The organism is Streptomyces sp. NPDC101160, assembly GCF_044768205.1.
Classification (GTDB): Bacteria; Actinomycetota; Actinomycetes; order Streptomycetales; family Streptomycetaceae; genus Streptomyces.
Genome location: NZ_JBIWPJ010000006.1, coordinates 327,647 through 349,757, shown reverse-complemented (window position 1 = coordinate 349,757; position 22,111 = coordinate 327,647). Strand labels below are relative to the sequence as shown.

The window sequence follows — 22,111 nt, the reverse complement described above, 5'->3', positions numbered from 1 at the left end:
ATGGCTGTTCAGAAGCTTCCCCTCGCGAAGGCGCTCAACGAGTCGCTCCGCAAGGCCCTGGAGACCGACCCCAAGGTCGTCGTCATGGGCCTCGACGTCGGCAAGCTCGGCGGTGTCTTCCGGATCACCGACGGCCTGCAGAAGGACTTCGGCGAGGACCGGGTCATCGACACCCCGCTCGCCGAGTCCGGCATCGTCGGCACCGCGATCGGCCTCGCGCTGCGCGGCTACCGGCCGGTCGTGGAGATCCAGTTCGACGGCTTCGTCTTCCCGGCGTACGACCAGATCGTCACCCAGCTGGCGAAGATGCGGGCCCGGTCGCTCGGCACCGTGAAGATGCCGGTCGTCATCCGCATCCCGTACGGCGGTGGCATCGGCGCCGTCGAGCACCACTCCGAGTCCCCCGAGTCGCTCTTCGCGCACGTCGCGGGCCTCAAGGTCGTCACCCCGGCGAACTCCTCGGACGCCTACTGGATGCTCCAGCAGGCGATCCAGAGCGACGACCCGGTCATCTTCTTCGAGCCCAAGCGCCGCTACTGGGACAAGGGCGACGTCGACACCGAGGCCATCCCGGGCGAGCTGCACAAGGCCCGGGTCGCCCGCGAGGGCACGGACCTGACGCTCGCCGCGTACGGCCCGATGGTGAAGACCTGCCTGGAGGCCGCCGCCGCGGCCGCCGAGGAGGGCAAGTCGGTCGAGGTCCTGGACCTGCGCTCGATCTCGCCGCTGGACTTCGACACGATCCAGGCGTCGGTCGAGAAGACCCGCCGCATGGTCATCGTCCACGAGGCCCCGGTCTTCTTCGGCTCCGGCGCGGAGATCGCTGCCCGCATCACCGAACGCTGCTTCTACCACCTGGAGGCCCCCGTCCTGCGGGTCGGCGGCTACCACGCGCCGTATCCGCCGGCGCGCCTGGAGGAGGAGTACCTGCCGGGCCTGGACCGCGTGCTCGACGCCGTCGACCGCTCGCTGGCGTTCTGAGGAGAGCACGATGACGATCCGCGAATTCAAGATGCCCGACGTGGGCGAGGGCCTGACCGAGGCCGAGATCCTCAAGTGGTACGTCCAGCCGGGTGAGACGGTCACCGACGGCCAGGTCGTGATCGAGGTCGAGACGGCGAAGGCCGCTGTCGAACTCCCGATCCCGTTCGACGGCACCGTGCACGAGCTGCGCTTCCCCGAGGGCACGACGGTCGCCGTCGGCGAGGTCATCATCACGGTGAACGTGGGCGGCGGCGCCGAGCCCGAGGCGCCGGCGGCGCCGGCCGTGGCCGCGGCGCCCGCGCAGGCGCCCGTGCCGGAGCCGGCCGCCGAGGAGCCGGCGGCCGAGGGCCGTCAGCCGGTCCTGGTCGGCTACGGCGTGTCCGCGTCGTCCACCAAGCGCCGCGCGCGCAAGACGACGACGGCGGCCCCCGCGGCCCCGGCGGTCGTGGTCCCCGAGCAGCTGAACGGCCACGGCCCCGCCGTCGCCGACCGCCCGCTGGCCAAGCCGCCGGTGCGCAAGCTCGCCAAGGACCTCGGCGTCGACCTGGCGACGGTCACCCCGACCGGCCCGGACGGCATCGTCACCCGCGAGGACGTGCACCGCGCGGCGGCCCCGGCGCCGGCCGCTCCGGTGACCGAGGCTCCGGCTCCGGCGGCTCCGGCGGCCCCCGCCGCCCCGGTCCAGGCCCCCGCCCCCGTCGCGACCGCGGTCTCGACGGACGGCCGGGAGACCCGTATCCCCATCAAGGGCGTACGGAAGGCCACGGCCGCGGCGATGGTCGGCTCGGCCTTCACCGCCCCGCACGTCACCGAGTTCATCACCTTCGACATCACGCGCACGATGAAGCTGGTCGAAGAGCTCAAGTCCGACAAGGACATGGCGGGCCTGCGGGTCAACCCGCTCCTCCTCATCGCCAAGGCCGTCCTGGTCGCCGTCAGGCGCAACCCGGACATCAACGCGGCCTGGGACGAGGCGAACCAGGAGATCGTGCTCAAGCACTACGTCAACCTGGGCATCGCCGCGGCCACCCCGCGCGGTCTGATCGTGCCGAACATCAAGGACGCGCACGCCCAGACGCTGCCGGAGCTGTCGAAGTCCCTGAGCGAGCTGGTCGCCACCGCCCGCGAGGGCAAGACCACCCCGGCGGCCATGCAGGGCGGCACCGTCACCATCACCAACGTCGGCGTCTTCGGCGTCGACACCGGTACGCCCATCCTCAACCCGGGCGAGTCCGCGATCCTCGCGGTCGGCGCGATCAAGCTCCAGCCCTGGGTCCACAAGGGCAAGGTGAAGCCCCGCCAGGTCACCACCCTGGCCCTCTCCTTCGACCACCGCCTGGTCGACGGCGAGCTCGGCTCCAAGTTCCTGGCGGACGTCGCCGCGATCCTGGAGAACCCGAAGCGGCTCATCACCTGGGCGTGATGCGGAGGCCAGGCGCCTGAATCGCGCCGTTTCACGTGAAACACCCGGCTGTGGGGATGACATCACCCCCGGCCGGGTGTTCTCTTTGCCCTCGACGCCACGAGAGAGAGGGGGGGATCGTGACGGAGTTCCTGGGGCCTCTGGAGCTGGTCGGAGACCGATGGGTGATCGGTGATCCCAAGCGCCAGGGAGGCATGTGCCTGGTCCTGACGGAGCAGGGACTGGAGCATCACGCGAACGGCGTGGCCGAGCCGCTCGAGGTCGTGCCCTGGTCCAGGGTCATGGAGTTGGGCATCCGCACGACCTACCGGGCCTGGATGGCCACGCGCGGCGGGAGTGTGCTCACCTTCGTCAGCCAGTCGAACGCCATCGACATGGGCCGCGACGCCTGTTCCGTGCACGCCCTCGTGCGGCATCCGTACGACGACTGGGTCGCGCGCTACAGCCACCACCAGCGTGCCTACACGGGCGCGCACGTCTACCTGGTGGAGCAGCTCATCGGGGCCGTCTCCCAGGCGAAACAGCTGCACCGGCTGGGCGATCCGCGCTGGCTCGGCGCGGTCGTCGAGCAGGTGGCGCCCCTGCCGCACCGGCGGTCCTCGGTGCGGGCGATACGGGAGATCATCGAGGCCACCCGCGTCTGACACCCGCAGCCCCTTCCACATCGTGGACGGGGCTGTCTGTTGCACCCCTCTTGTATCTATGCTGTGCGCATGCCGTCAGCTCCAGCCGGTCCCGCCCCCCTGCCCACCAAGCAGCCCCCCGCCGCCGACCGCGTCTACATGCACGTCAAGCAGGCCGTACTCGACCGGCGCTACGAGGGAGGCACCCTCCTCACCGAGGGTGAACTCGCCCAGGCTGTCGGGGTGTCCAGGACTCCCGTCCGTGAGGCGCTGCTGAAGCTGGAGATGGAAGGGCTGCTCAAGCTCTACCCGAAGAAGGGCGCCCTTGTCCTCGCCGTGTCCGCGCAGGAGATCGCCGATGTCGTCGAGACACGGCTGCTCGTCGAGGAGTTCGCGGTCCGCCGGGCCGTGCCCGCGCCCGCCTCCCTGATCGCCCGCCTCGAAGAGCTGCTGGAGGAGCAGAAGCGGCACGCTGAGTCCGGGGACCTCGCCGAGGTCGCCGTCACCGACCGCTGCTTCCACGCCGAGATCGTCCGGCACGCCGGAAACCAGATCCTCGCCCGCCTCTACGACCAGCTCCGCGACCGGCAACTGCGCATGGGCGTCGCCGTGATGCAGTCCCAGCCCGACCGCGTCGCCAAGAACATCGCCGAGCACGCCGAGATCCTCGACCGCATCAAGGCCGGCGACGTCGAGGGCGCCGCGCACTGCGTGCGGCAGCACCTCAACTGGGTGAAGGTCCTGGTCCGGGGAGAGGTCCGATGAGCCGGGCCGGCCTGCCGGGCGAGCCGCCCGGCGGAAGGCGCGCCGCGCTCGTCTGGGGCGTCGGCGTCGCCGTCTACTTCGTCGCCGTCATCTTCCGTACGTCCCTGGGCGTGGCCGGGCTCGACGCCGCCGACCGGTTCGGCGTCAACGCGTCCGCCCTGTCGACGTTCTCCATACTCCAGCTGCTCGTGTACGCGGGCATGCAGATACCCGTCGGCCTCATGGTCGACCGCCTCGGCACCAAGAAGGTGCTGACCATCGGCGTCGTGCTCTTCACCCTCGGCCAGCTCGGCTTCGCGCTCTCCCCCACGTACGCCATGGCGCTGGGCTCCCGCGCGCTCCTCGGCTGCGGTGACGCGATGACCTTCATCAGCGTGCTGCGGCTCGGCTCCCGCTGGTTCCCGGCCCGCCGCGGCCCGCTGATCGCCCAGGTCGCCGCCCTGTTCGGGATGGCCGGCAACCTCGTCTCCACGATCTTCCTGTCCCGCGCCCTGCACGGCCTCGGCTGGACCACCACCTTCGTCAGCAGCGCGGCCGCGGGCGTGCTTGTCCTCGTCCTGCTCGTGCTGTTCCTCAAGGACCATCCCGAGGGGTACGAGCCCGCGCCTGCCGCGCACGCCGGAACCGCGTTCGTCCGCCGCCAGATCGCCGAGTCCTGGCGCGAGCCCGGCACCCGGCTCGGCATGTGGGTGCACTTCACCACGCAGTTCCCCGCGATGGTGTTCCTGCTGCTCTGGGGCCTGCCGTTCCTCGTCCAGGACCAGGGTCTGTCGCGCGGCACCGCGGGCGAGCTGCTCACGCTCGTCGTGCTCTCCAACATGGCCGTCGGGCTCGCGTACGGGCAGATCATCGCCCGCCACCACGCCGCCCGCGCCCCGCTCGCGCTCGGCACCGTCGCCGCCACCGCCCTGCTGTGGGCCGCCACCCTCGCGTACCCCGGCGACCACGCCCCGATGTGGCTGCTGATCACCCTGTGCGCGGTGCTCGGCGCCTGCGGCCCCGCGTCGATGATCGGCTTCGACTTCGCCCGGCCCGCCAACCCGCCCGAGCGCCAGGGCACCGCCTCCGGCATCGTCAACATGGGCGGCTTCGTCGCCTCCATGACGACCCTGCTCGCCGTCGGTGTGCTGCTCGACGCGACCGGCGACGACTACCGGATCGCGTTCTCCTCCGTCTTCGTGCTCCAGGCGATCGGCATCACGCAGATCCTCCGCCTCAAGTCCGCCAGCGCCCGCCGCGAGCGGGAGCGCCTGGTCGCGAGCCGGGTCGAGGCCGTCCACGTACCCGCCTGAGAGACCTAGTTCGGGGTCACCGCGAAGTTCGCCAGGATCGCCTGCGCCAGCGCCTCGTCGCCCTCGGTCTTGATCCGGTCGGCCACCTCGGCCGGCCGGACCCGGCCGCAGGCGAGGCGGACGTACGTCTCCCAGTCCGTCGCCAGCGTGACCGCCGGGCCGAGCGAGGGCGCGCCGTCGATCGAGCCGCGGCCCTCCGCGTTCACCCGGACGGTCCGCAGGAACTCCACCGGGCCGGTGATGTCGAAGACCACCGCCGAACCGGCCGGCGCGCCCGCGTCGTCGGCGACGACCTTCGGCAGCGCCTCGAGGAGCACGTCACGGGTGACGTACGCGCCGGGGGAGTCGAGGTTGCCGGGGGCGCCGAGCGAGGCGCGCAGGTCCTGCTCGTGCACCCAGCAGTCGAAGGCCCGCATCCGGTAGGCCAGTTCCAGCGTCTGCTCGGCGCCGAGCGGCGCGCGCATCAGGGTGCCGGGGTCGCGGCTCTCGTTGCGCAGCTGACGGGCCCGGCGGATCAGCACGTAGTCGAACTCGGCCGTCATCTCCGGCGCGGTGTGGTGCCGCCGCACGTCGACCTGCATCTCCATGTAGCGGGCGAAGTCCGAGCGCACGTGGTAGAGATCGCGGGGCAGCGAGTGGATCGGGCGCGGGTCGCCGAGCATCTCGGTCTCCATGCCGATGACATGGGAGACGATGTCGCGGACCGACCAGCCCGGGCACGGCGTGGCGCGGTTCCACTCACCCTCGACGAGCGGCTGCACCAGCTCGAATATCGCTTCCACGGAGTGGGTCCAGGCGTCGGCGTAGTTCTGGAGGCTGGGATGGAGCGTCACGGGACCCCTCGGCGGTTCTGCGGTGCGGCGCGGTCTTCAAGCGGCGGGCGGGCTGGAACTGTTTCTGGCTGGCGGGCTGAAAACATGACTGCTTGGGAGGCTCGGACGCTAAGTTACGCTGCCCGAAGGCACCCCGGCAGTGCTTTCGTGTGACGATCGTAGGCCGGTGTTGACGGCTCCCGAGCCAGGACGGTGGTAGTGTGCGCGCCTCGCTGATCCAGATTGCGGTAGACCCGGACGAACCGGTCGAGAGCAGGCGGGCGCGCGTGGCGCGCCTGGTCCGGGAGGAGCGGGGCCGCGCCGAGCTCGTCGTGCTGCCCGAGCTGTGGCCCATGGGTGCCTTCGCGTACGAGGAGTTCGCGGCGGAGGCCGAGCCGCTGAAGGGCCCGACGTACGAGGCGATGGCGGCGGCCGCGCGGGACGCCGAGGTCTGGCTGCACGCGGGCTCCGTCGTGGAGGCGGCTTCCGGCGGGGCCTCCGGGGCCGCCCTCTACAACACCTCCCTCGTCTTCTCCCCCGACGGCGAACTCGCCGCCTCCTACCGGAAGATCCACCGCTTCGGCTTCGACAAGGGCGAGGCCGTGCTGATGGCGGCCGGCGAGGACCTCGTCACCGTCGACCTGCCGCAGCTCACCGTCGGCGTCGCCACCTGCTACGACCTGCGCTTCCCCGAGCTCTTCCGCGGCCTGGTCGACGCCGGCGCGCAGGCGTTCGTCGTCCCGGCCGGCTGGCCCGCACGCCGGCTCGCCCACTGGACGCTGCTCGCCCGGGCCCGCGCCGTCGAGAACCAGGCGTATGTCCTCGCCTGCGGCACCGCCGGCACGCACGCCGGCGTCGAGCAGGCCGGGCACTCGATCGTCGTCGACCCGTGGGGCGAGGTCCTGGCGGAGGCCGGCCCGGACGAGGAGATCCTGCGGGTCGAGCTCGACCCGGCGAAGGTGACGGCGACACGCGAACAGTTCCCGGCCCTGAAGGACCGGGTGCTGTAGCCGCGGAAGGTCACGCGGCGACGGGGCGCTGAGCGGGACCGGGCCTGACCACGTGCGGTCACGTGGCGACGGCGCGCAGAGCGGCGCGTGGAGCCGGCGCCGCGCCTGACGGCGTACGGTCACACCGCGACGCCGACGGGAGCGGCCCCGGCCGCTGCCGGCACTCCGGCCGCCCCAGGCACTCCGGCCGCTCCCGGCGCCCCGGTCGCTCCCGGCACCCCGGCCGCCCCAGGCACCCCGGCCGCTTCAGACACCCCCGCCGCCCCAGGCGCCTCGGGCACCCCGGCCGCCCTTGGCACCCCCACCCCCGCCTCCCCTGCCTCGCCAGGCGCGTACTCCGCCCAGGCCGCCGCCAGTCTCCGTACCGCCTCCGTCAGTGTGTCGGGCGGCAGCAGGAAGTGCAGTCGCAGCATGCGGTTGCTGCCGCCCAGGGCGTCCATGGCCGAGCCGGGCAGCACGGCGACGCCGTGGCGCAGCGCTACCTGCGCGAAGGAGACGCCGTCGCCGTGGGGCAGGCCGACCCACAGGGTCTGCCCGCCGGCCGCCGGTGGGCAGGACCAGGAGGGCAGCCGGCGCGCGAGCTCGGCGCGCAGGCGGTCGTGACCGGCCCGCAGCTGCCGTCGACGGTCGTCGAGCAAGTCGGTGAAGCCGTCCAGGAGCCGGGCCGCGACGAGCTGTGAGGGGACGTCGCTCCCCAGGTCGTGCAGGGCCTTGAGCCGGGCCAGGCGCGCGATCAGCGCGGCCGGGCCGCGCACCCAGCCGATCCGCAGGCCGCCCCAGACCGCCTTGCTGAGCGAACCGACGGCGATGACCTCCGTACCGTACGAGGACAACGGCGGTGCCCCGGCGGCCCCGTGCGTGCCGAAGTCCAGCTCGCCGAGCACCTCGTCGTCGACCAGCGGCACCCCGTACGCCTCCGCCGCCTCCACCAGGCGCCGCCCGAGCAGCGGCGGCAGGACCGTGCCGGTCGGGTTGTGGAAGCGCGGGACGACATAGGCCAGGGCGGGCCGGTGACGTTCCATCACCCGGATCGCCTCCGCCACGTCGAGGCCGTCCGGGCCCACCGCCACCGGGTACGGCACGGCCGCCGCCTCCCGGAACAGGTCCAGCGCGCCCGGGTAGGTCGGCGCCTCCACGAGGACGCCGTCGCCGGGCGCGAGGAGCAGCCGGGTGAGCAGGGCGACGGCCTGCTGGGCGCCGGTGGTGACCAGGAGCCGGTCGGGCTCGGTGGGCACGCCCCGTTCGGCGTAGCGGCGCGCGATCGCCCGGCGCAGGGCGGGCAGGCCGGCCGGGTGGTAGCCGAGGTCGTCACCGGGAAGGACGAGACCGGCGTACGCCTCGGCGACGGCGGGCGGCGGTGCCGGCGGGGCGGCGCAGCTCAACAGGATGACGCCGTCGACGGGTTCGAGGAGGTTGAGGAACATCGGGTTCGACGTCTCCGCGACCCGAGGCACGCCGGGCGATGCCAGCACGGCCGGCGCGACCCGCGTACCGCTGCCCTGACGCCGTACCAGACGCCCCTCCTGCCGCAGCGTCTCGTACGCCGTCACCACCGTCGTCCGCCCCACCGCGAGCGCCGCGGCGAGCCGCCGGTCCGGCGGCAGCGGGGCGCCGGGCGCCAGCAGCCCCTCGTCGATCAACTGGCGTATCCGCGCGGCGAGAAGCAGATAGAGCGGGCCGCGCCCGGCCGACCAGCGGCCGAGCCAGGCGACCAGTTCCTTCAGGGACGGTGTCATTGGATCCATCGGCGGACCAATCTGCCGGGATTGGTCCTGTGGCGGCAAGCCCCCCGTCCACAGACTGAACGCCATGAGCGCCGACTTCCTCCCGGACACCCGCCTTCCCGAATCGTCCCGCCCCGAGACCCTGGCCGTGCACGCCCCGCAGCCGGAGATCCGCGGCAGCAGGCCGCTCGGCGTGCCCATCCACCAGGGCCACGTCTTCGCCTTCGAGAGCGCCGACACCCTCGCCGCCGCCTTCGAGTCGCCCGACGCCTTCCTCTACAGCCGCATGGGCAACCCGACCGTCCGCGCCCTGGAGACCGCCGTCGCCCGCCTGGAGGGCGGCGCCGACGCCCTCTCGTACGCCTCCGGCATGGGCGCCATCAACGGCGTGCTGCTCGCGCTGCTCTCCACCGGTGGCCATGTCGTCGCCCAGCGCTGCCTGTACGGCGGCACCTACGCCCTCCTCACCGACCTCGCCGCGCGCTGGGGCGTCGAGGTCACGTACGTCTCCGGCACCGACGCCGACGAGGTGCGCGCCGCGATCCGCCCCGAGACGAGGCTGCTCTACCTGGAGACCATCGCCAACCCCACCACCCGCGTCTCCGACCTGCCCGCCCTGATCGCCGCCGCGCACGAGGCCGGAGTGCCGTCCTGCGTCGACAACACCTTCGCCTCGCCGCTGCTGTGCCGGCCGATCGAGTACGGGGCCGATGTCGTCGTGCACTCGGCGACCAAGTACCTCGCGGGCCACGCCGACGTCCTCGGCGGCATCGCCGTCTTCAAGGACCGCGAGCTGCACCGCACGGTCCGGCACCACGCGGTCGAACAGGGCGCGATCACCGACCCGTTCGCCGCCTGGCTGACCCTGCGCGGCCTGCAGACCCTGCCGCTGCGCATCGAGCGGCAGAGCGCGAGCGCCGCCGAGCTCGCGGCCCGGCTCGCCGCCCACCCGGCGGTGGCCGAGGTCCGGCACCCCTCCCTGGCCGGGCACCCGGACCACGCGGTCGCGGCGCGGCTCCTCCCGCGGGGCGGCGGCGGGGTCGTCTCGCTCGACCTCGCGGGCGGGCGCGAGGCCGGCAAGGCGTTCGTGGAGGCCGTCCGGTTGGCCTCGCTCAGCGTCTCCCTCGGCGACGTGAAGACGCTGGTCATGCACCCGGCCTCGACCTCCCACCGGCAGCTCGACGAGCAGGCGCTCGCGGCGGCGGGCATCGGGCCGGGCACGGTCCGGCTCTCGGTGGGCATCGAGCACGTCGAGGACCTGTGGACGGACCTGGAACAGGCCCTCGCCAAGGCCCTTTGAGCCCGGGCCTCGGGCCCTCCCGGGCCTCGGGCTCTCCCGGGCCTCGGGCCTTCCCGGGTCTCGGGCCTTCCCGGGTCTCGGGCTCTCCCGGGTCTCGGGCTCTCCCGGGTCTCGGGCTCTCCCGGGTCTCGGGCTCTCCCGGGCCCCGGCTCCCGCACTCCCGGGCTCCGGGCCCCGGTTCCCGGCCTCCCGAGTGGACCTAGTCCTCCCTCTCCCTCTCGGCCATCCGGATCACGCACACCGCGACCGCGATGAGCAGCGACGGATCGGCGTCCTCGCGGACCACGTTCACGGCGTAGGTCTCGCGGACGTGGAACCACTGGCGGGAGATGTGGGCCAGGAGTTCGCCGTCGTACTCGACGATGAACTCCCGGTCCAGGATCCGGCCGCTGACGTCGAGTCCGGTGCCGTCGACGAGCGTGACCCGGAAGTGGTTGCGCAGCAGCGACAGGCGCTTGCGGCGGACGGTGGCGAGCGGGCGGTCGTCGCGCTCGATCGTCATCGCGTCGCGCAGGCTGAACATCTTCTGCCGCAGCGTGACCAGGACCTGCCCGTCGGGGTCCTTGAGTTCGAGCGTGTCGCGCAGCCGCAGCGCCTTGCCGTCGACGAGGAAGGCGTGGCGGCCCTGCTCGTCCTCGATCCAGTAGTCGTCGCCGATGGCGAGGATCTTGTCCCGTACCAGGTATTTCATGACGGAATGCCTTCCCGCTCAGGCGGGGAAATAGCGGGTGAACGCGTCCGGGGCCACGCCGAGCGAGGTGCCGAAGGGCGCGTCGAGCTGGCTGATGAGCACGACGGTGAAGGCGATGAAGCCGGACAGGCCCATGACCAGGATGATGTGGGTGGCGCTGCGGTTGATGCCGAAGAGGAACATGAAGGACACGGTCAGCACGCCACCGATGACCAGACCGGCCCACAGGACCTCGGAGAGGCGCTCCTGGGCCGCCGCCTCCCGGCCGCGCCGGGCGTCGTCCACGTAGCCGATCTGGGCCAGCATCTCCTGGGCGGCGATCTGCTGGCCGGTGGTGGCGGTGCCGGAGCCGTGCAGCTGCCCGGCCGCGCGCAGCCGGTCGAGCATCGCCCAGCCCTCCGGCCCCAGGGGCTCGCGCTCGGCCATCCGGGGCCATTCGACGTCCACGACATAGGCGGCGTACGAGCGGGCCGCGTCCCGTACCGGCTGCTGCTGGGCGGCCGGCAGGGAGTCGGCGAGCAGATACGTCTGGTGCAGGGCGCTCGCCTCGGCCCGGACCTCGTCGTCGGCGGTCGTGTGGTTGTCCCAGACGGAGACGAGGCACAGGCCGAGCACGAGGGCGTAGAAGACCGACACCATCATCGAGATGTACTCGGCCACGTCCTCGCGTGGCTCCTCGCCCGGCCGCATCGGGAACAGCCGGGTCTTGGCGTAGACGGCGAGCGAGGCGAGGAAGGCGACGCCGAAGACGACGACGAGGGTTTCGAGCAGGGCCATCGGGTCTCCCAGGACGTCTCTCAGGAGCGGCGCGACCCGAGCAGGGCGGCGGCTGCGGCGGCGGGGACGAGCAGGAGCAGCAGGATCACGGTCAGGCCGAGGTGCGGCAGTTCACGGGCCCGGCGGTGCAGCCGCGGCAGGATTCCCTCCTCGCCGGCGGCGACGGGCGGCCGGGTGGCGGGCGGCCGTGGCACGGGTGCGGTGACCGCGGGCGGTTGCCGGACGGCGGCGCCGGGCGGCAAGGCGGCCCCGGGCGGCCGAACGGCCCCCGGGGGAGCGGCTCCGGGCGGCACCGCTCCTCCCGGTGCCGCTCCTCCCGGTGCCGCTCCCCCGGAGGCCGCCTCACCCGGAGCCGCTCCCGCTCCCGCTGCTCCCGCTCCCGCTGCTCCCGCTCCCGCTGCTCCCGCTCCCGCTGCTCCCGCTCCCGCTGCTCCCGCTCCCGCTGCTCCTGCTCCCGCTCCCGCCGCTTCCGCTCCCGCTCCCCCCGCTTCCGGGGGTACGGCTCCGAGCGGCGCGGCCAGCGCCTCGGCGGCAGCGGCGGCGGCAGCCTCACCGAGGGCTTCGGCGGCAGCGGCAGCGGCGGCTGCGGCAGCCGCCGCTGCCGGGGACACGGCTCCGGGGGCGGCGGGCGCCGCGAGCGTTCCGGGTGCTCCCGGGGCGGCGCCGGGGGCGGTGCCCGACGTGGCTCCGGGCGCGGTGCCCGTCGCGGGCGGCCGGGCCCGCACCGACGGCGGAGCCGACGGCGAACCGGGGGGCGCCCCGGGCGTCGTACCCGCTCGCGTCGGGGCCGGCGTCGGCGTCGTGGACATAGGTGGCGTCGAGGTCGGAGTCGGGGGCGGCGGCGCGGGGATCCGGAAGGCGGCGGTGGCGCGGGCGGTGAGCGGCGGGGCGGGGACGCGTCCGCCGTGCTCGTTCACGGTCGTGACCCGGTCGCTGCCCGAGACGAGCCCGGCGCTGCGGTAGGTGCCCGGGGGCCGCCGCACGGTCGCCGCGCACCCGGCCGAGACACCGGGCGCGAGCTCCGCCGTGCAGGGGACGGGGCCGAGGAGCGGGTCGGTGAGCCGGAGCCCGTACACCGGCCGGTTGCCGCGGTTGGTGACGGTGTACGTCACGACCGCCTGGCCGCCGGCGACCCGTACGGCCTCCGTCAGGCCGAGGGCGCCGGCCACCCCGTCGTACCCGGAACGCGCGGTGGCGGTGACCCGCCGCCCGAGCGAGGGGATGTCGCCGTCGGCCCGGGCGGTCGTGACCCGGTTCCCGGGCAGGGCGCGGAAGCGGGCCGTGCAGACCATCGAGCGGAGCGCGTTCAGGGTGCGCCGGGGGCAGCTCACCCGCGTGCCGGGTACGCCGGGATCGCCGACGCCGACCCCGTACAGATCGGCCTCGCCCCGGTTGACCAGCCGGTACCGCTTCACCACGGGCGCGCCGGCCCGCACGTCCACGCCGGCCGTCCCGGGCAGGGTGTCGACGGTGACGGTCATGGCGAGGGCGTTCTCCCCGGCGCCGCCCGCGCGTGCGTCCTGCGGCACGGCCGCGAGGAGCAGCGTCAGCAGTGCCAGCAGCGTCAGCAGTGCCGGTGGTGCCGGCGGCGCGTGCCGTGCCCGCAGGAGCCGTATGACCCGCATGACCCCTCCCGGCCGAATAGTCGGATGATCGTTCCGCTACGCCATGCTGGCCACGCGGCCCCCGCCCCCGCCCGTCAAGACACGCCGCACCCACTCCACCCGGACCCCGCATTCACCCGTCCGGCGATCCGTGCGGCCCAGTCGAGCCAAGAACTACGTCTCTCTGGTCACCCGCGTCGTACGGGCGTGATCCTGCGTTCACAGGCGGATGGCAAGCTTGAAACATGAACGATGCTGCCTCGGCGCCAACCCCCGCGCCCGCGCCCCGCCGTGCCCGTGTCCGTGCCCCCGAGCTGATCGGCAAGGGCGGCTGGCTCAACACCGGCGGAGACGATCTGACCCTCGCCGACCTGCGGGGCAAGATCGTCGTGCTCGACTTCTGGACCTTCTGCTGCATCAACTGTCTGCACGTCCTCGACGAGCTGCGCGAGCTGGAGGAGAAGCACCGCGACACGCTCGTGATCGTCGGCGTGCACTCGCCGAAGTTCGTGCACGAGGCCGAGCACCAGGCCGTCGTCGACGCCGTCGAGCGCTACGAGGTGCACCACCCGGTGCTCGACGACCCGGAGCTCGCGACCTGGAAGCAGTACGCGGTACGGGCCTGGCCGACGCTCGTCGTCATCGACCCCGAGGGCTATGTCGTCGCCCAGCACGCGGGCGAGGGCCACGCCAACGCGCTGCGCACGCTCGTCGAGGAGCTGGAGGCGGAGCACGAGGCGAAGGGCACGCTGCGGCGCGGCGACGGGCCGTACGTGGCGCCGGAGCCGGTCGCGACCGATCTGCGCTTCCCCGGCAAGGCGGTCCTGCTGCCGTCCGGGAACCTGCTCGTCTCCGACACCACCCGGCACCAGCTGGTCGAGCTGGCCGAGGACGGCGAGACCGTCGTCCGGCGCATCGGTGACAACGGTGAGTTCCGCGAGCCGCAGGGCCTCGCGCTGCTGCCCGACGGGAAGGTCGTGGTCGCCGACACGGTCAACCACGCCCTGAAGGTCTTCGACCCGGAGAGCGGGTCGGTCGAGCGCGTCGCCGGCACGGGCCGCCAGTGGTGGCAGGGCTCCCCGACCTCCGGGCCCGCCCTCGACGTCGACCTCTCCTCGCCGTGGGACGTGGCCTGGTGGCAGGGCAAGGTGTGGATCGCGATGGCCGGTGTGCACCAGATCTGGACGTACGACCCGGAGACGGGGACCGTCGAGGTCGCGGCCGGCACCACCAACGAGGGCCTGGTCGACGGCCCGGCCGCCGAGGCCTGGTTCGCGCAGCCGTCCGGGCTCGCCGCGACCGCCGACCGGCTGTGGATCGCCGACTCCGAGACCAGCGCGCTGCGGTACATCGCCACGGACGGGGCCGGACACACGGTCCACACGGCCGTCGGCACCGGGCTCTTCGACTTCGGGCACCGCGACGGCGCCGCCGAGCAGGCGCTGTTCCAGCACCCGCTCGGCGTGACCGCGCTGCCCGACGGCTCGGTCGCCGTCTCCGACACGTACAACCACGCCCTGCGCCGCTTCGACCCGGCGACCGGCGAGGTCACCACGCTCGCCACGGACCTGCGCGAGCCCAGCGACGCGGTCGTCGTCGGCGAGGACGTCGTGGTCGTGGAGTCGGCCCGGCACCGGCTGACCCGGCTGCGGCTGCCCGAGGAGGCCGTCCAGGTCGAGTCGGTCGCCCACCGCACGCAGCGCGAGGCCACCGAGGTCGCCCCCGGCAGCCTCCGCCTCGACGTCGTTTTCCAGGCTCCCAAGGGCCAGAAGCTCGACGACCGCTACGGCCCCTCGACCCGCCTCCTCGTCTCCTCCACGCCGCCCGAGCTGCTGCTCGCCGGCGAGGGCAAGGGCACGGACCTCTTCCGCGACCTGGAGCTGAACCCGGCCCTCACCGAGGGCGTCCTGCACGTCTCGGCGATGGCCGCGTCCTGCGACGACGACCCGGAGAACGAGTACCCGGCCTGCCACGTCCACCAGCAGGACTGGGGTGTCCCGGTGCGGATCACGGACGCGGGCGCGGCCCGGCTGCCGCTGATCCTCGCGGGCCTGGACGAGCTGGGCTGACCGGCCCCGGCCGAGGCCGGAGGGGCCGCTCGGGCGGCCCCTCCGGCAGACGTCACCTGACGTCGACGAAGATCCTGGGGCTCTTCGCCCACAGGTGCCTGGGGTCGGCGTGGACGTGGCTGGCGAAGATCCACCCGTCCCCGCGCTCCTTGAAGTTCGCCTTGAACGTGCCGTCGGCCGCCGTCTTCACCTGGCCGAGCAGGTACGACTCCGTGGGCCTGGCCTTCGGCGTGAAGTAGATCGTCACGGGCTGCCCGGCGTAGGGCCGCCAGTTCGGCACGGCGTGCTGGAGCCTGCCGGAGACGGCGATCGTGCCGCCCTTCCGTACCGTCGCCGGGACCTTGAACGGCGAGATCGAGGTCGCGATGCGGCTCGCCCGCACGACCGGGCCCATCGCACCCCGGACGGTGGCCGAACCGGCGTAGACCGCGCGGTAGTAGCCGCTCGCGGGGGCCGGGAGGGTCCCCCGGAAGTAGGTGTCGCCGCTGGTGAGCCTGACGGTGCCGAGCTTCTTCCAGCCGTCCCTGCCGTTGGGCGACACCTGGATGTCGAGCGTGTTGACGGGCCGCGGGGCGCCCGCGACGTTCAGGAAGCCCGACACGGTCAGCTGGGAATCGAGGCCGAGTTCGGCCTCGAACATCCGGATGTCGCTCACCGCGGTGGTGCGGAAGGTGAGCGGGGCGGTGGGCCGGTTGGCGAACCAGTCGCCGTAGCTCACGCCGAGCACGCGCTTGTCGGCCGCGAACGGGATCTTCGTCGTGAACCGGAAGCGGCCGTCCTTGTCGGTGACACCGCTGCCCTGATGCGTCCCCGCCGCGTCCACGATCTCCACGTCGGCGTACAGCGCGGGCTTCCACGTGCCCCCGCCGTTGTCGTATTCGACCGTGCCCGTGACCGTGACCTCGGTGTCGTACACGCCGGCGAAGTCGGACCTGTCGAGCGTGACGCGGGCCGGCAGTCCCCGGGGCGCCACCCGGACGGGTTCGGTGCGCAGGCCGCCGCTGAAGGCCTGGACGGTCGCGGGCCTTGGGTCCGCGATGTACCAGTGGGAGAACCTGCCGTCCGCGTCCGTCCGCAGATCCTCGCGGTACGAGCCGTTGTCCACGCTGACGAACCCGCCGGAGACCGGCGTGCGCGCGTGCGTGACCGGCTGCCACTCCATGAGCCGGCCGCGCGCCGTGACCTTCATGTCGTCGATCGTCGGGCGCGGCCGGTCGACGCCGAACCCGTCGAAGTAGCGCTTGGTGGTGTAGTCGTACGTACCGGCGTTCTTCAGTGTCGTCTCGTCGCCGTCCGCCTCCGTGAGGTGGAGGTCGATGGCGTACCTGCCCGCGGTGGCGAGCCGGACCTCGCCGGCGGTGATCCAGTCGCCGGACCTGCGGTCTCCCGAGGCGAGCGCGAAGTCGTGGACCGTGGCGAGGGCCGTGTCGTCGCCGGGCGGGTGCAGCACGGCGGAGACGTCGGTGATGTCGCTGTCCGTCGTGAGGTCGTCGACGAAGAGACGGCCGAACTGCGTGTCGTGCCCGGACACGGCGTGCAGGGCCGGCCCTGCCGCCGCGAGCGCGGTGCCCGGCATCGCGAGCACCCCGAGAACCACGGACGTGGACAGGGCGATGGAGAAAACGCGCTGCGTGCGCTTCATGTGTGCGTCCCCCCGGACGTGTTCCAGGGGCGCGCCGACGTGCGAGAGAAGCTGGTCGAAGAGACGCGCCCCGCACCTCGATCGTACGTGAGGCCGGGGCGAGTCGATCAAGGGTTTGTCCGGAGCCGGTCAGCCCTCCAGGAAGGCCACGAGCGCGTTCGCCAGGTGGTACGGGTCCTCCGCGCCGCACAGCTCACGGGCGCTGTGCATCGACAGGCAGGCGACGCCGATGTCGACGGTCGAGATGCCGTGGCGGGCGGCGGTGATGGGGCCGATCGTCGTGCCGCACGGCATGTCGTTGTTGGAGACGAACGACTGCCACGGCACGCCCGCCTTCTCGCACGCGGCGGCGAACACCGCGCGGCCGCTGCCGTCGGTGGCGTAGCGCTGGTTGACGTTGACCTTGAGGATGGGGCCGCCGTTGGGGCGCGGGTGGTGCGTCGGGTCGTGGCGCTCGCCGTAGTTGGGGTGCACGGCGTGGCCGACGTCGGAGGAGAGGCAGACGGAGCCGGCGAGGGCGCGCGCCTTGTCCTCGAAGCTGCCGCCGCGCGCGTACACCGAGCGCTCCAGGACGTTGCCGAGCAGCGGGCCCTGGGCGCCGGTGTCGGCCTCGGAGCCGTTCTCCTCGTGGTCGAAGGCGGCGAAGACCGGGATGTACGGCAGGTCGTCGCCGTGCGCGGCGACGGCGGCGAGCGCGGCGGCGCAGGCGTGCACGGAGATCAGGTTGTCCATCCGCGGCCCGGCGAGCAGCTCGCGGTCGCGGCCCAGGTAGGCGGGCGCCTCCAGGGCGTGCACCATGAGGTCCCAGCCGGCCACGTCCTCCGCGTCGACGCCCGCCTCCCCGGCGACGAAGTCGACCAGGTCGCCCTCGTGGACGTCGCCCAGGCCCCAGATCGGCTGCATGTGGCGCTGGCGCTCCAGCTTCATGCCCTCGTTGACCTGCCGGTCCAGGTGGATGGCGAGCTGCGGCACGCGCAGCAGCGGCCGGTCCACGTTCACGAGCCGGTGGCTGCCGTCCCGCAGCGTCAGCCGGCCGGCGAGGCCCAGGTCCCGGTCGAGCCAGCTGTTGAGCAGCGGCCCGCCGTAGATCTCGACGGCCACCTGCCGCCAGCCCTCCCGCCCGAAGTCCGGCTGCGGCTTGACCCGCAGGTTCGGCGAGTCGGTGTGCGCGCCGACGATCCGGAACGGAGTGTGCGCGGCGGCGCCCTCGGGCACGTACCAGGCGATGATCGCCCCGCCGCGGATCACGTACTTCCCGCCGGCCGTCCCCTCCCAGGCGTCGGTCTCCTCGACCTTGCGGAAACCCGCCTTCTCCAGCCGCTCGGCCGTGTTGGCCACCACGTGGTACGGCGACGGCGAGGCCGCGAGGAAGGACATGAGGTCATCGGTGTGGCCGCGGTCGAAGCGGGCAGGTGCGCTACTCATGACGTTCACCTTACGGGGGTCTCGACATGTGGACCCGGCCCGGATCAAGGGCGCCTGGGCGGCCCTCGACGAACGCAAAGGCGAGTGAGCCGAAGGGGCGCGCCGGGGGAACGATCCCGAGCGCGCGGAGGCCTGCGAGGAACGAGCTGGTCGAGCACGGTCGGGGTCGTGAGCCCGGCTCAAGCGCCCCGGAGGCGAACCGAGCCACGGGAAAAGGGGAACGGCCCGCTCCCCTCCCCGGGAGCGAGCCGTTCCTGTGTGCGGACTCAGGCGCGTGCCTGTGCGTTAGAACGCGGCCTCGTCCAGGTCCATGATCTCGTTGGTGACGCCCTCGGCGATCAGGCGCTCGGTGGAGACGCCCGGCAGGATGTTCGCGGCGAAGAACTTCGCGGCGGCGATCTTGCCCTGGTAGAAGGCGACGTCCTTGCCCGTGGCGCCGGCGGCGAGCTTCTCGGCGGCGACGGCGGCACCGCGCAGCAGCAGGTAGCCGACGACGACGTCACCGGCGGCCAGCAGCAGGCGGGTGGAGTTGAGGCCGACCTTGTAGATGTTCTTGACGTCCTCGCCGGTGGCGGTGAGGTCGGTGATCATCGTGCCGACGATGGCCTCGAGGTCGACGGCAGCCTTGGCGAGGGAGTCGCGGGCGCCGGCGAGCTCGTCGCCGCCGGTGCCGACGGCGAGGAACTTCTTGATCTCCTCGGCGAGGGCGTTCAGGGACGCGCCCTGGTCGCGGACGATCTTCCGGAAGAAGAAGTCCTGGCCCTGGATCGCGGTGGTGCCCTCGTACAGGGTGTCGATCTTCGAGTCGCGGATGTACTGCTCGATCGGGTACTCCTGCAGGAAGCCGGAGCCGCCGAAGGTCTGCAGCGACTGGGCGAGCTGCTCGTAGCCCTTCTCGGAGCCGTAGCCCTTGACGATCGGGAGCAGGAGGTCGTTGAGGCCGTGGAGCGCCTTGGCGTCCTCGCCGGCGGCTTCCTTCTCCTGGATGGCGTCCTGCACGGAGGCCGTGTAGAGGACGAGGGAGCGCATGCCCTCGGCGTACGCCTTCTGCGTCATGAGCGAGCGGCGCACGTCGGGGTGGTGGGTGATGGTGACCTTGGGCGCGTTCTTGTCCATGAAGTTGGCCAGGTCGGTGCCCTGGACGCGCTCCTTGGCGTACTCCAGGGCGTTGAGGTAGCCCGTGGAGAGGGTGGAGATCGCCTTCGTGCCGACCATCATGCGGGCGAACTCGATGATGAGGAACATCTGGCGGATGCCGTCGTGCTTGTCGCCGATGAGCCAGCCCTTGGCGGGGTGCTTGTCGCCGAAGGTCATCTCGCACGTGTTGGACGCCTTGAGGCCCATCTTGTGCTCGACGTTGGTGGCGTAGACGCCGTTGCGGGCGCCGAGCTCGCCGGTCTCCCAGTCGAACTCGTACTTCGGGACGAGGAAGAGGGAGAGGCCCTTGGTGCCGGGGCCGGCACCCTCGGGGCGGGCGAGGACGTAGTGGAGGATGTTCTCCTCCATGTCGTGCTCACCGGACGTGATGAAGCGCTTGACGCCCTCGATGTGCCAGGAGCCGTCCTCCTGCTGGATGGCCTTGGTGCGGCCGGCGCCGACGTCGGAGCCCGCGTCGGGCTCGGTGAGCACCATGGTGGAGCCCCAGCGGCGGTCGACGGCGATCTTGGCGATCTTCTTCTGCGCCTCGTTGCCCTCGTTGAAGAGGATGCCGGCGAAGGCCGGGCCGGAGGAGTACATCCAGATGGCCGGGTTGGAGCCGAGCAGCAGCTCCGCGTAGGCCCAGATCAGGGAGCGCGGGGAGACGGTGCCGCCGATCTCCTCGGGGATGCCGAGACGCCAGTACTCGGACTCCATGAAGGCGTTGTACGAGTTCTTGAAGGAGGCCGGGACCGGGGCGGTGTTGGTCTCCGGGTCGAAGACCGGCGGGTTGCGGTCGGCGTCGGCGAAGGACTCCGCGAGCTCGTTCTCGGCGAGGCGGCGGATCTCGTCGAGGATGCTCTTGGCGGTGTCGACGTCCATCTCCTCGAACGGACCGGTGCCGTACACCTTGTCGCGGCCGAGGACCTCGAAGAGGTTGAACTCGATGTCGCGGAGATTCGACTTGTAGTGCCCCATGGCGACGGCTCCGTAAAGGCTCGGGGAGGGAAGGTCCTCGTACACGTACTACCCGTGAGTAGCTCACGCTCTCTACGATGATGCTACCCACCGGTAATAACGGCAACCCCTTTCCGGACATCTGTGACGGGGGCCGCACCTGGCCGGCGCCGCTCGATAGGCTTGCTGTCATGTACGGCTACGACCAGAACCCGGGTGCCCAGCAGTACGCGCCGCCTCAGCAGCAGTACGCGCCGCAGGGCGGGATGCAGGGGGGTGGGATGCAGGGCGGGATGCAGGGTGGCTACGCCCAGCAGCCCCCGCTCTACCCGGAGCCGTCGCCGCCGTCGCTCGCGGACGCGGTGCGGGCCTTCACGACCGGGCAGATGGCGGCCGAGGACTTCCAGCAGATCTTCGCCACCTCCAAGGTCTACTGCCCGCGCGGCGACAATCCGGGCTTCCTGGCGCTGCACAACACCCAGCAGCCGGTGATCCCGATGTTCACGTCGCTCAAGGAGCTGCGGCGGTACGCGGGCAAGGAGTCGAAGTACTTCGTGATCACGGGCGCGGAGGTGATCGACCTGCTGCCGACCGGCTACGGCTTCGTGCTCGACATGGAGGGCGACCACCGGATGGTCTTCGACGCGAAGGCCGTGGAGCAGATGGTCGACTTCGCGATGCGGCGGATGTACGGCTGACGGAAGCTGGAAGTGCACGGGGACGCCCGGGAGGAATTCCTCCCGGGCGTTCTGCGTTCTGGGTAGCAGAAAGTTCAGGATTCAACTAACCTGGACGTACAACGTTCAATCAAGATCGAGATGAACGTACGAGGAGGCCCCGCCATGCCCGCCGTGACTGTCGAGAACCCGCTGACCCTGCCCCGTGTCGCCGCGTCCGCCGACGCCGCCGCCCGCCCGGTGCTCGCCGTCACCACGGCCCCCCAGGGCTTCGAGGGCGAGGGCTTCCCGGTGCGCCGCGCGTTCGCCGGCATCAACTACCAGTACCTCGACCCGTTCATCATGATGGACCAGATGGGCGAGGTGGAGTACGCCCCGGGCGAGCCCAAGGGCACCCCGTGGCACCCCCACCGCGGCTTCGAGACCGTCACCTACATCATCGACGGGATCTTCGACCACCAGGACTCCAACGGCGGTGGCGGCACCATCACCAACGGCGACACCCAGTGGATGACCGCCGGCTCCGGCCTGCTCCACATCGAGGCCCCGCCGGAGCAGCTCGTCGTCAGCGGCGGCCTCTTCCACGGCCTCCAGCTCTGGGTGAACCTGCCCGCGTCCGACAAGATGATGGCCCCCCGCTACCAGGACATCCGCGGCGGCCAGGTCCAGCTGCTCACCTCCCCCGACGGCGGCGCGCTGCTCCGCGTCATCGCGGGCGAGCTCGACGGCCACCAGGGCCCCGGCATCACCCACACCCCGATCACGATGATCCACGCCACCCTCCGCCCCGGCGCCGAGATCAACCTGCCGTGGCGCGAGGACTTCAACGGCCTCGCGTACGTGCTGGCCGGCCGCGGCACCGTCGGCGCCGAGCGACGGCCCGTCCACATGGGCCAGACCGCCGTCTTCGGCAAGGGAGGCGCGCTCACCGTGCGGGCCGACGAGAAGCAGGACGGCAACACCCCCGACCTGGAGGTCGTGCTCCTGGGCGGGCAGCCGATCCGTGAGCCGATGGCGCACTACGGCCCGTTCGTCATGAACACCCAGGCCGAACTCCGCCAGGCCTTCGAGGACTTCCAGGCGGGCCGGCTCGGCACGATCCCGGCCGTGCACGGCATGGGCGAGTAGGGGCGAGCAGGCCCGGCAGGGCTCGTACGGGACTCCGGTACGGGGACGAGGGCGCGGCCCCCGTCCCCGTA

Annotated in this window: 18 protein-coding genes; 10 read left to right on the top strand and 8 right to left on the bottom strand. The window is 72.4% G+C overall.

The window, feature by feature from the left end; translation table 11 throughout:
* The 5 genes from ACIRSU_RS21000 to ACIRSU_RS20980 all read left to right on the top strand — a co-directional run bounded on the left by ACIRSU_RS21000 (window position 1) and on the right by ACIRSU_RS20980 (window position 5,087).
* A complete protein-coding gene (locus tag ACIRSU_RS21000; RefSeq protein ID WP_403794169.1) occupies window positions 1-981 on the top strand; it encodes an alpha-ketoacid dehydrogenase subunit beta in 981 nt (326 codons plus the stop codon).
* A 10-nt stretch (window positions 982-991) separates the two neighbouring features.
* Complete coding sequence (locus ACIRSU_RS20995; RefSeq protein WP_403794167.1) at window positions 992-2,407, top strand: dihydrolipoamide acetyltransferase family protein; 1,416 nt, start codon at window positions 992-994, stop codon at window positions 2,405-2,407.
* Window positions 2,408-2,526: 119 nt separating this feature from the next.
* Window positions 2,527-3,051, top strand: coding sequence for a hypothetical protein (locus tag ACIRSU_RS20990; protein ID WP_403794165.1), 525 nt, complete (start codon window positions 2,527-2,529; stop codon window positions 3,049-3,051).
* A 69-nt stretch (window positions 3,052-3,120) separates the two neighbouring features.
* A complete protein-coding gene (locus ACIRSU_RS20985) occupies window positions 3,121-3,795 on the top strand; it encodes a GntR family transcriptional regulator (RefSeq protein WP_403794163.1) in 675 nt (224 codons plus the stop codon).
* The gene (locus ACIRSU_RS20980; protein WP_403794161.1) at window positions 3,792-5,087 is read left to right on the top strand and encodes a nitrate/nitrite transporter; all 1,296 of its coding nucleotides are present in this window, start codon (window positions 3,792-3,794) and stop codon (window positions 5,085-5,087) included. Before ACIRSU_RS20985 ends, ACIRSU_RS20980 begins: the two co-directional genes overlap by 4 nt.
* A gap of 5 nt (window positions 5,088-5,092) precedes the next feature.
* On the opposite strand, the gene ACIRSU_RS20975 is transcribed toward ACIRSU_RS20980, so the two are convergent.
* Window positions 5,093-5,920 carry a maleylpyruvate isomerase family mycothiol-dependent enzyme gene (locus ACIRSU_RS20975; RefSeq protein WP_403794159.1) on the bottom strand — a complete coding sequence of 276 codons (828 nt, stop codon included), beginning with the start codon at window positions 5,918-5,920 and terminating at the stop codon, window positions 5,093-5,095.
* A 200-nt stretch (window positions 5,921-6,120) separates the two neighbouring features.
* Here ACIRSU_RS20975 and ACIRSU_RS20970 point away from each other — a divergent pair, with 200 nt between their 5' ends.
* On the top strand, window positions 6,121-6,909 hold the full coding sequence (locus ACIRSU_RS20970; RefSeq protein WP_403794157.1) for a nitrilase-related carbon-nitrogen hydrolase: 789 nt from the start codon (window positions 6,121-6,123) through the stop codon (window positions 6,907-6,909).
* A gap of 119 nt (window positions 6,910-7,028) precedes the next feature.
* Here ACIRSU_RS20970 and ACIRSU_RS20965 read toward each other — a convergent pair whose 3' ends face one another.
* Window positions 7,029-8,654 carry a PLP-dependent aminotransferase family protein gene (locus ACIRSU_RS20965; RefSeq protein WP_403794155.1) on the bottom strand — a complete coding sequence of 542 codons (1,626 nt, stop codon included), beginning with the start codon at window positions 8,652-8,654 and terminating at the stop codon, window positions 7,029-7,031.
* Between the two features lie 64 nt (window positions 8,655-8,718).
* On the opposite strand from ACIRSU_RS20965, the gene ACIRSU_RS20960 reads away from it, so the two are divergent.
* A complete protein-coding gene (locus tag ACIRSU_RS20960; protein ID WP_403794153.1) occupies window positions 8,719-9,933 on the top strand; it encodes a trans-sulfuration enzyme family protein in 1,215 nt (404 codons plus the stop codon).
* Window positions 9,934-10,132: 199 nt separating this feature from the next.
* On the opposite strand, the gene ACIRSU_RS20955 is transcribed toward ACIRSU_RS20960, so the two are convergent.
* The 3 genes from ACIRSU_RS20955 to ACIRSU_RS20945 are packed head-to-tail and all read right to left on the bottom strand — an operon-like array spanning window position 10,133 to window position 13,026.
* The gene (locus ACIRSU_RS20955) at window positions 10,133-10,624 is read right to left on the bottom strand and encodes an LURP-one-related/scramblase family protein (protein WP_403794151.1); all 492 of its coding nucleotides are present in this window, start codon (window positions 10,622-10,624) and stop codon (window positions 10,133-10,135) included.
* 18 nt (window positions 10,625-10,642) lie between these two features.
* Window positions 10,643-11,401 (bottom strand): hypothetical protein, encoded by a 759-nt coding sequence (locus ACIRSU_RS20950; RefSeq protein ID WP_403794149.1) that lies wholly within the window; start codon window positions 11,399-11,401, stop codon window positions 10,643-10,645.
* A 20-nt stretch (window positions 11,402-11,421) separates the two neighbouring features.
* A complete protein-coding gene (locus ACIRSU_RS20945) occupies window positions 11,422-13,026 on the bottom strand; it encodes a hypothetical protein (protein WP_403794147.1) in 1,605 nt (534 codons plus the stop codon).
* Between the two features lie 224 nt (window positions 13,027-13,250).
* On the opposite strand from ACIRSU_RS20945, the gene ACIRSU_RS20940 reads away from it, so the two are divergent.
* Window positions 13,251-15,074, top strand: coding sequence for an NHL domain-containing thioredoxin family protein (locus tag ACIRSU_RS20940; protein WP_403794145.1), 1,824 nt, complete (start codon window positions 13,251-13,253; stop codon window positions 15,072-15,074).
* A 52-nt stretch (window positions 15,075-15,126) separates the two neighbouring features.
* Here ACIRSU_RS20940 and ACIRSU_RS20935 read toward each other — a convergent pair whose 3' ends face one another.
* From ACIRSU_RS20935 to ACIRSU_RS20925, 3 genes are all read right to left on the bottom strand, one after another.
* Complete coding sequence (locus ACIRSU_RS20935; RefSeq protein WP_403794143.1) at window positions 15,127-16,716, bottom strand: hypothetical protein; 1,590 nt, start codon at window positions 16,714-16,716, stop codon at window positions 15,127-15,129.
* Window positions 16,717-16,845: 129 nt separating this feature from the next.
* Window positions 16,846-18,141 (bottom strand): M18 family aminopeptidase, encoded by a 1,296-nt coding sequence (locus ACIRSU_RS20930; RefSeq protein ID WP_403794141.1) that lies wholly within the window; start codon window positions 18,139-18,141, stop codon window positions 16,846-16,848.
* 285 nt (window positions 18,142-18,426) lie between these two features.
* On the bottom strand, window positions 18,427-20,256 hold the full coding sequence (locus ACIRSU_RS20925; RefSeq protein ID WP_403794139.1) for an acyl-CoA dehydrogenase: 1,830 nt from the start codon (window positions 20,254-20,256) through the stop codon (window positions 18,427-18,429).
* Between the two features lie 170 nt (window positions 20,257-20,426).
* On the opposite strand from ACIRSU_RS20925, the gene ACIRSU_RS20920 reads away from it, so the two are divergent.
* Together ACIRSU_RS20920 and ACIRSU_RS20915 are read left to right on the top strand one after the other, a co-directional pair.
* Entirely contained in the window at window positions 20,427-20,933 is a 507-nt protein-coding gene (locus tag ACIRSU_RS20920; protein ID WP_403794137.1) for an SseB family protein, read from the top strand.
* 144 nt (window positions 20,934-21,077) lie between these two features.
* Window positions 21,078-22,040: a pirin family protein gene (locus ACIRSU_RS20915; protein ID WP_403794135.1), complete on the top strand. Its 963-nt coding sequence runs from the start codon at window positions 21,078-21,080 to the stop codon at window positions 22,038-22,040.
* The last annotated feature ends 71 nt before the right edge of the window (window positions 22,041-22,111 follow it).

What these genes read in the sequence shown, in the direction of transcription:
- ACIRSU_RS20985 (WP_403794163.1), top strand. Translation starts at nt 3,121, where the DNA reads ATGCCGTCAGCTCCAGCCGGTCCCGCCCCCCTGCCCACCAAGCAGCCC.
- ACIRSU_RS20925 (WP_403794139.1), bottom strand. Translation starts at nt 20,256, where the DNA reads ATGGGGCACTACAAGTCGAATCTCCGCGACATCGAGTTCAACCTCTTC.
- ACIRSU_RS21000 (WP_403794169.1), top strand. Translation starts at nt 1, where the DNA reads ATGGCTGTTCAGAAGCTTCCCCTCGCGAAGGCGCTCAACGAGTCGCTC.
- ACIRSU_RS20950 (WP_403794149.1), bottom strand. Translation starts at nt 11,401, where the DNA reads ATGGCCCTGCTCGAAACCCTCGTCGTCGTCTTCGGCGTCGCCTTCCTC.
- ACIRSU_RS20980 (WP_403794161.1), top strand. Translation starts at nt 3,792, where the DNA reads ATGAGCCGGGCCGGCCTGCCGGGCGAGCCGCCCGGCGGAAGGCGCGCC.
- ACIRSU_RS20965 (WP_403794155.1), bottom strand. Translation starts at nt 8,654, where the DNA reads ATGGATCCAATGACACCGTCCCTGAAGGAACTGGTCGCCTGGCTCGGC.
- ACIRSU_RS20930 (WP_403794141.1), bottom strand. Translation starts at nt 18,141, where the DNA reads ATGAGTAGCGCACCTGCCCGCTTCGACCGCGGCCACACCGATGACCTC.
- ACIRSU_RS20940 (WP_403794145.1), top strand. Translation starts at nt 13,251, where the DNA reads ATGAACGATGCTGCCTCGGCGCCAACCCCCGCGCCCGCGCCCCGCCGT.
- ACIRSU_RS20935 (WP_403794143.1), bottom strand. Translation starts at nt 16,716, where the DNA reads ATGAAGCGCACGCAGCGCGTTTTCTCCATCGCCCTGTCCACGTCCGTG.
- ACIRSU_RS20920 (WP_403794137.1), top strand. Translation starts at nt 20,427, where the DNA reads ATGTACGGCTACGACCAGAACCCGGGTGCCCAGCAGTACGCGCCGCCT.
- ACIRSU_RS20945 (WP_403794147.1), bottom strand. Translation starts at nt 13,026, where the DNA reads ATGCGGGTCATACGGCTCCTGCGGGCACGGCACGCGCCGCCGGCACCA.
- ACIRSU_RS20955 (WP_403794151.1), bottom strand. Translation starts at nt 10,624, where the DNA reads ATGAAATACCTGGTACGGGACAAGATCCTCGCCATCGGCGACGACTAC.
- ACIRSU_RS20915 (WP_403794135.1), top strand. Translation starts at nt 21,078, where the DNA reads ATGCCCGCCGTGACTGTCGAGAACCCGCTGACCCTGCCCCGTGTCGCC.
- ACIRSU_RS20960 (WP_403794153.1), top strand. Translation starts at nt 8,719, where the DNA reads ATGAGCGCCGACTTCCTCCCGGACACCCGCCTTCCCGAATCGTCCCGC.
- ACIRSU_RS20995 (WP_403794167.1), top strand. Translation starts at nt 992, where the DNA reads ATGACGATCCGCGAATTCAAGATGCCCGACGTGGGCGAGGGCCTGACC.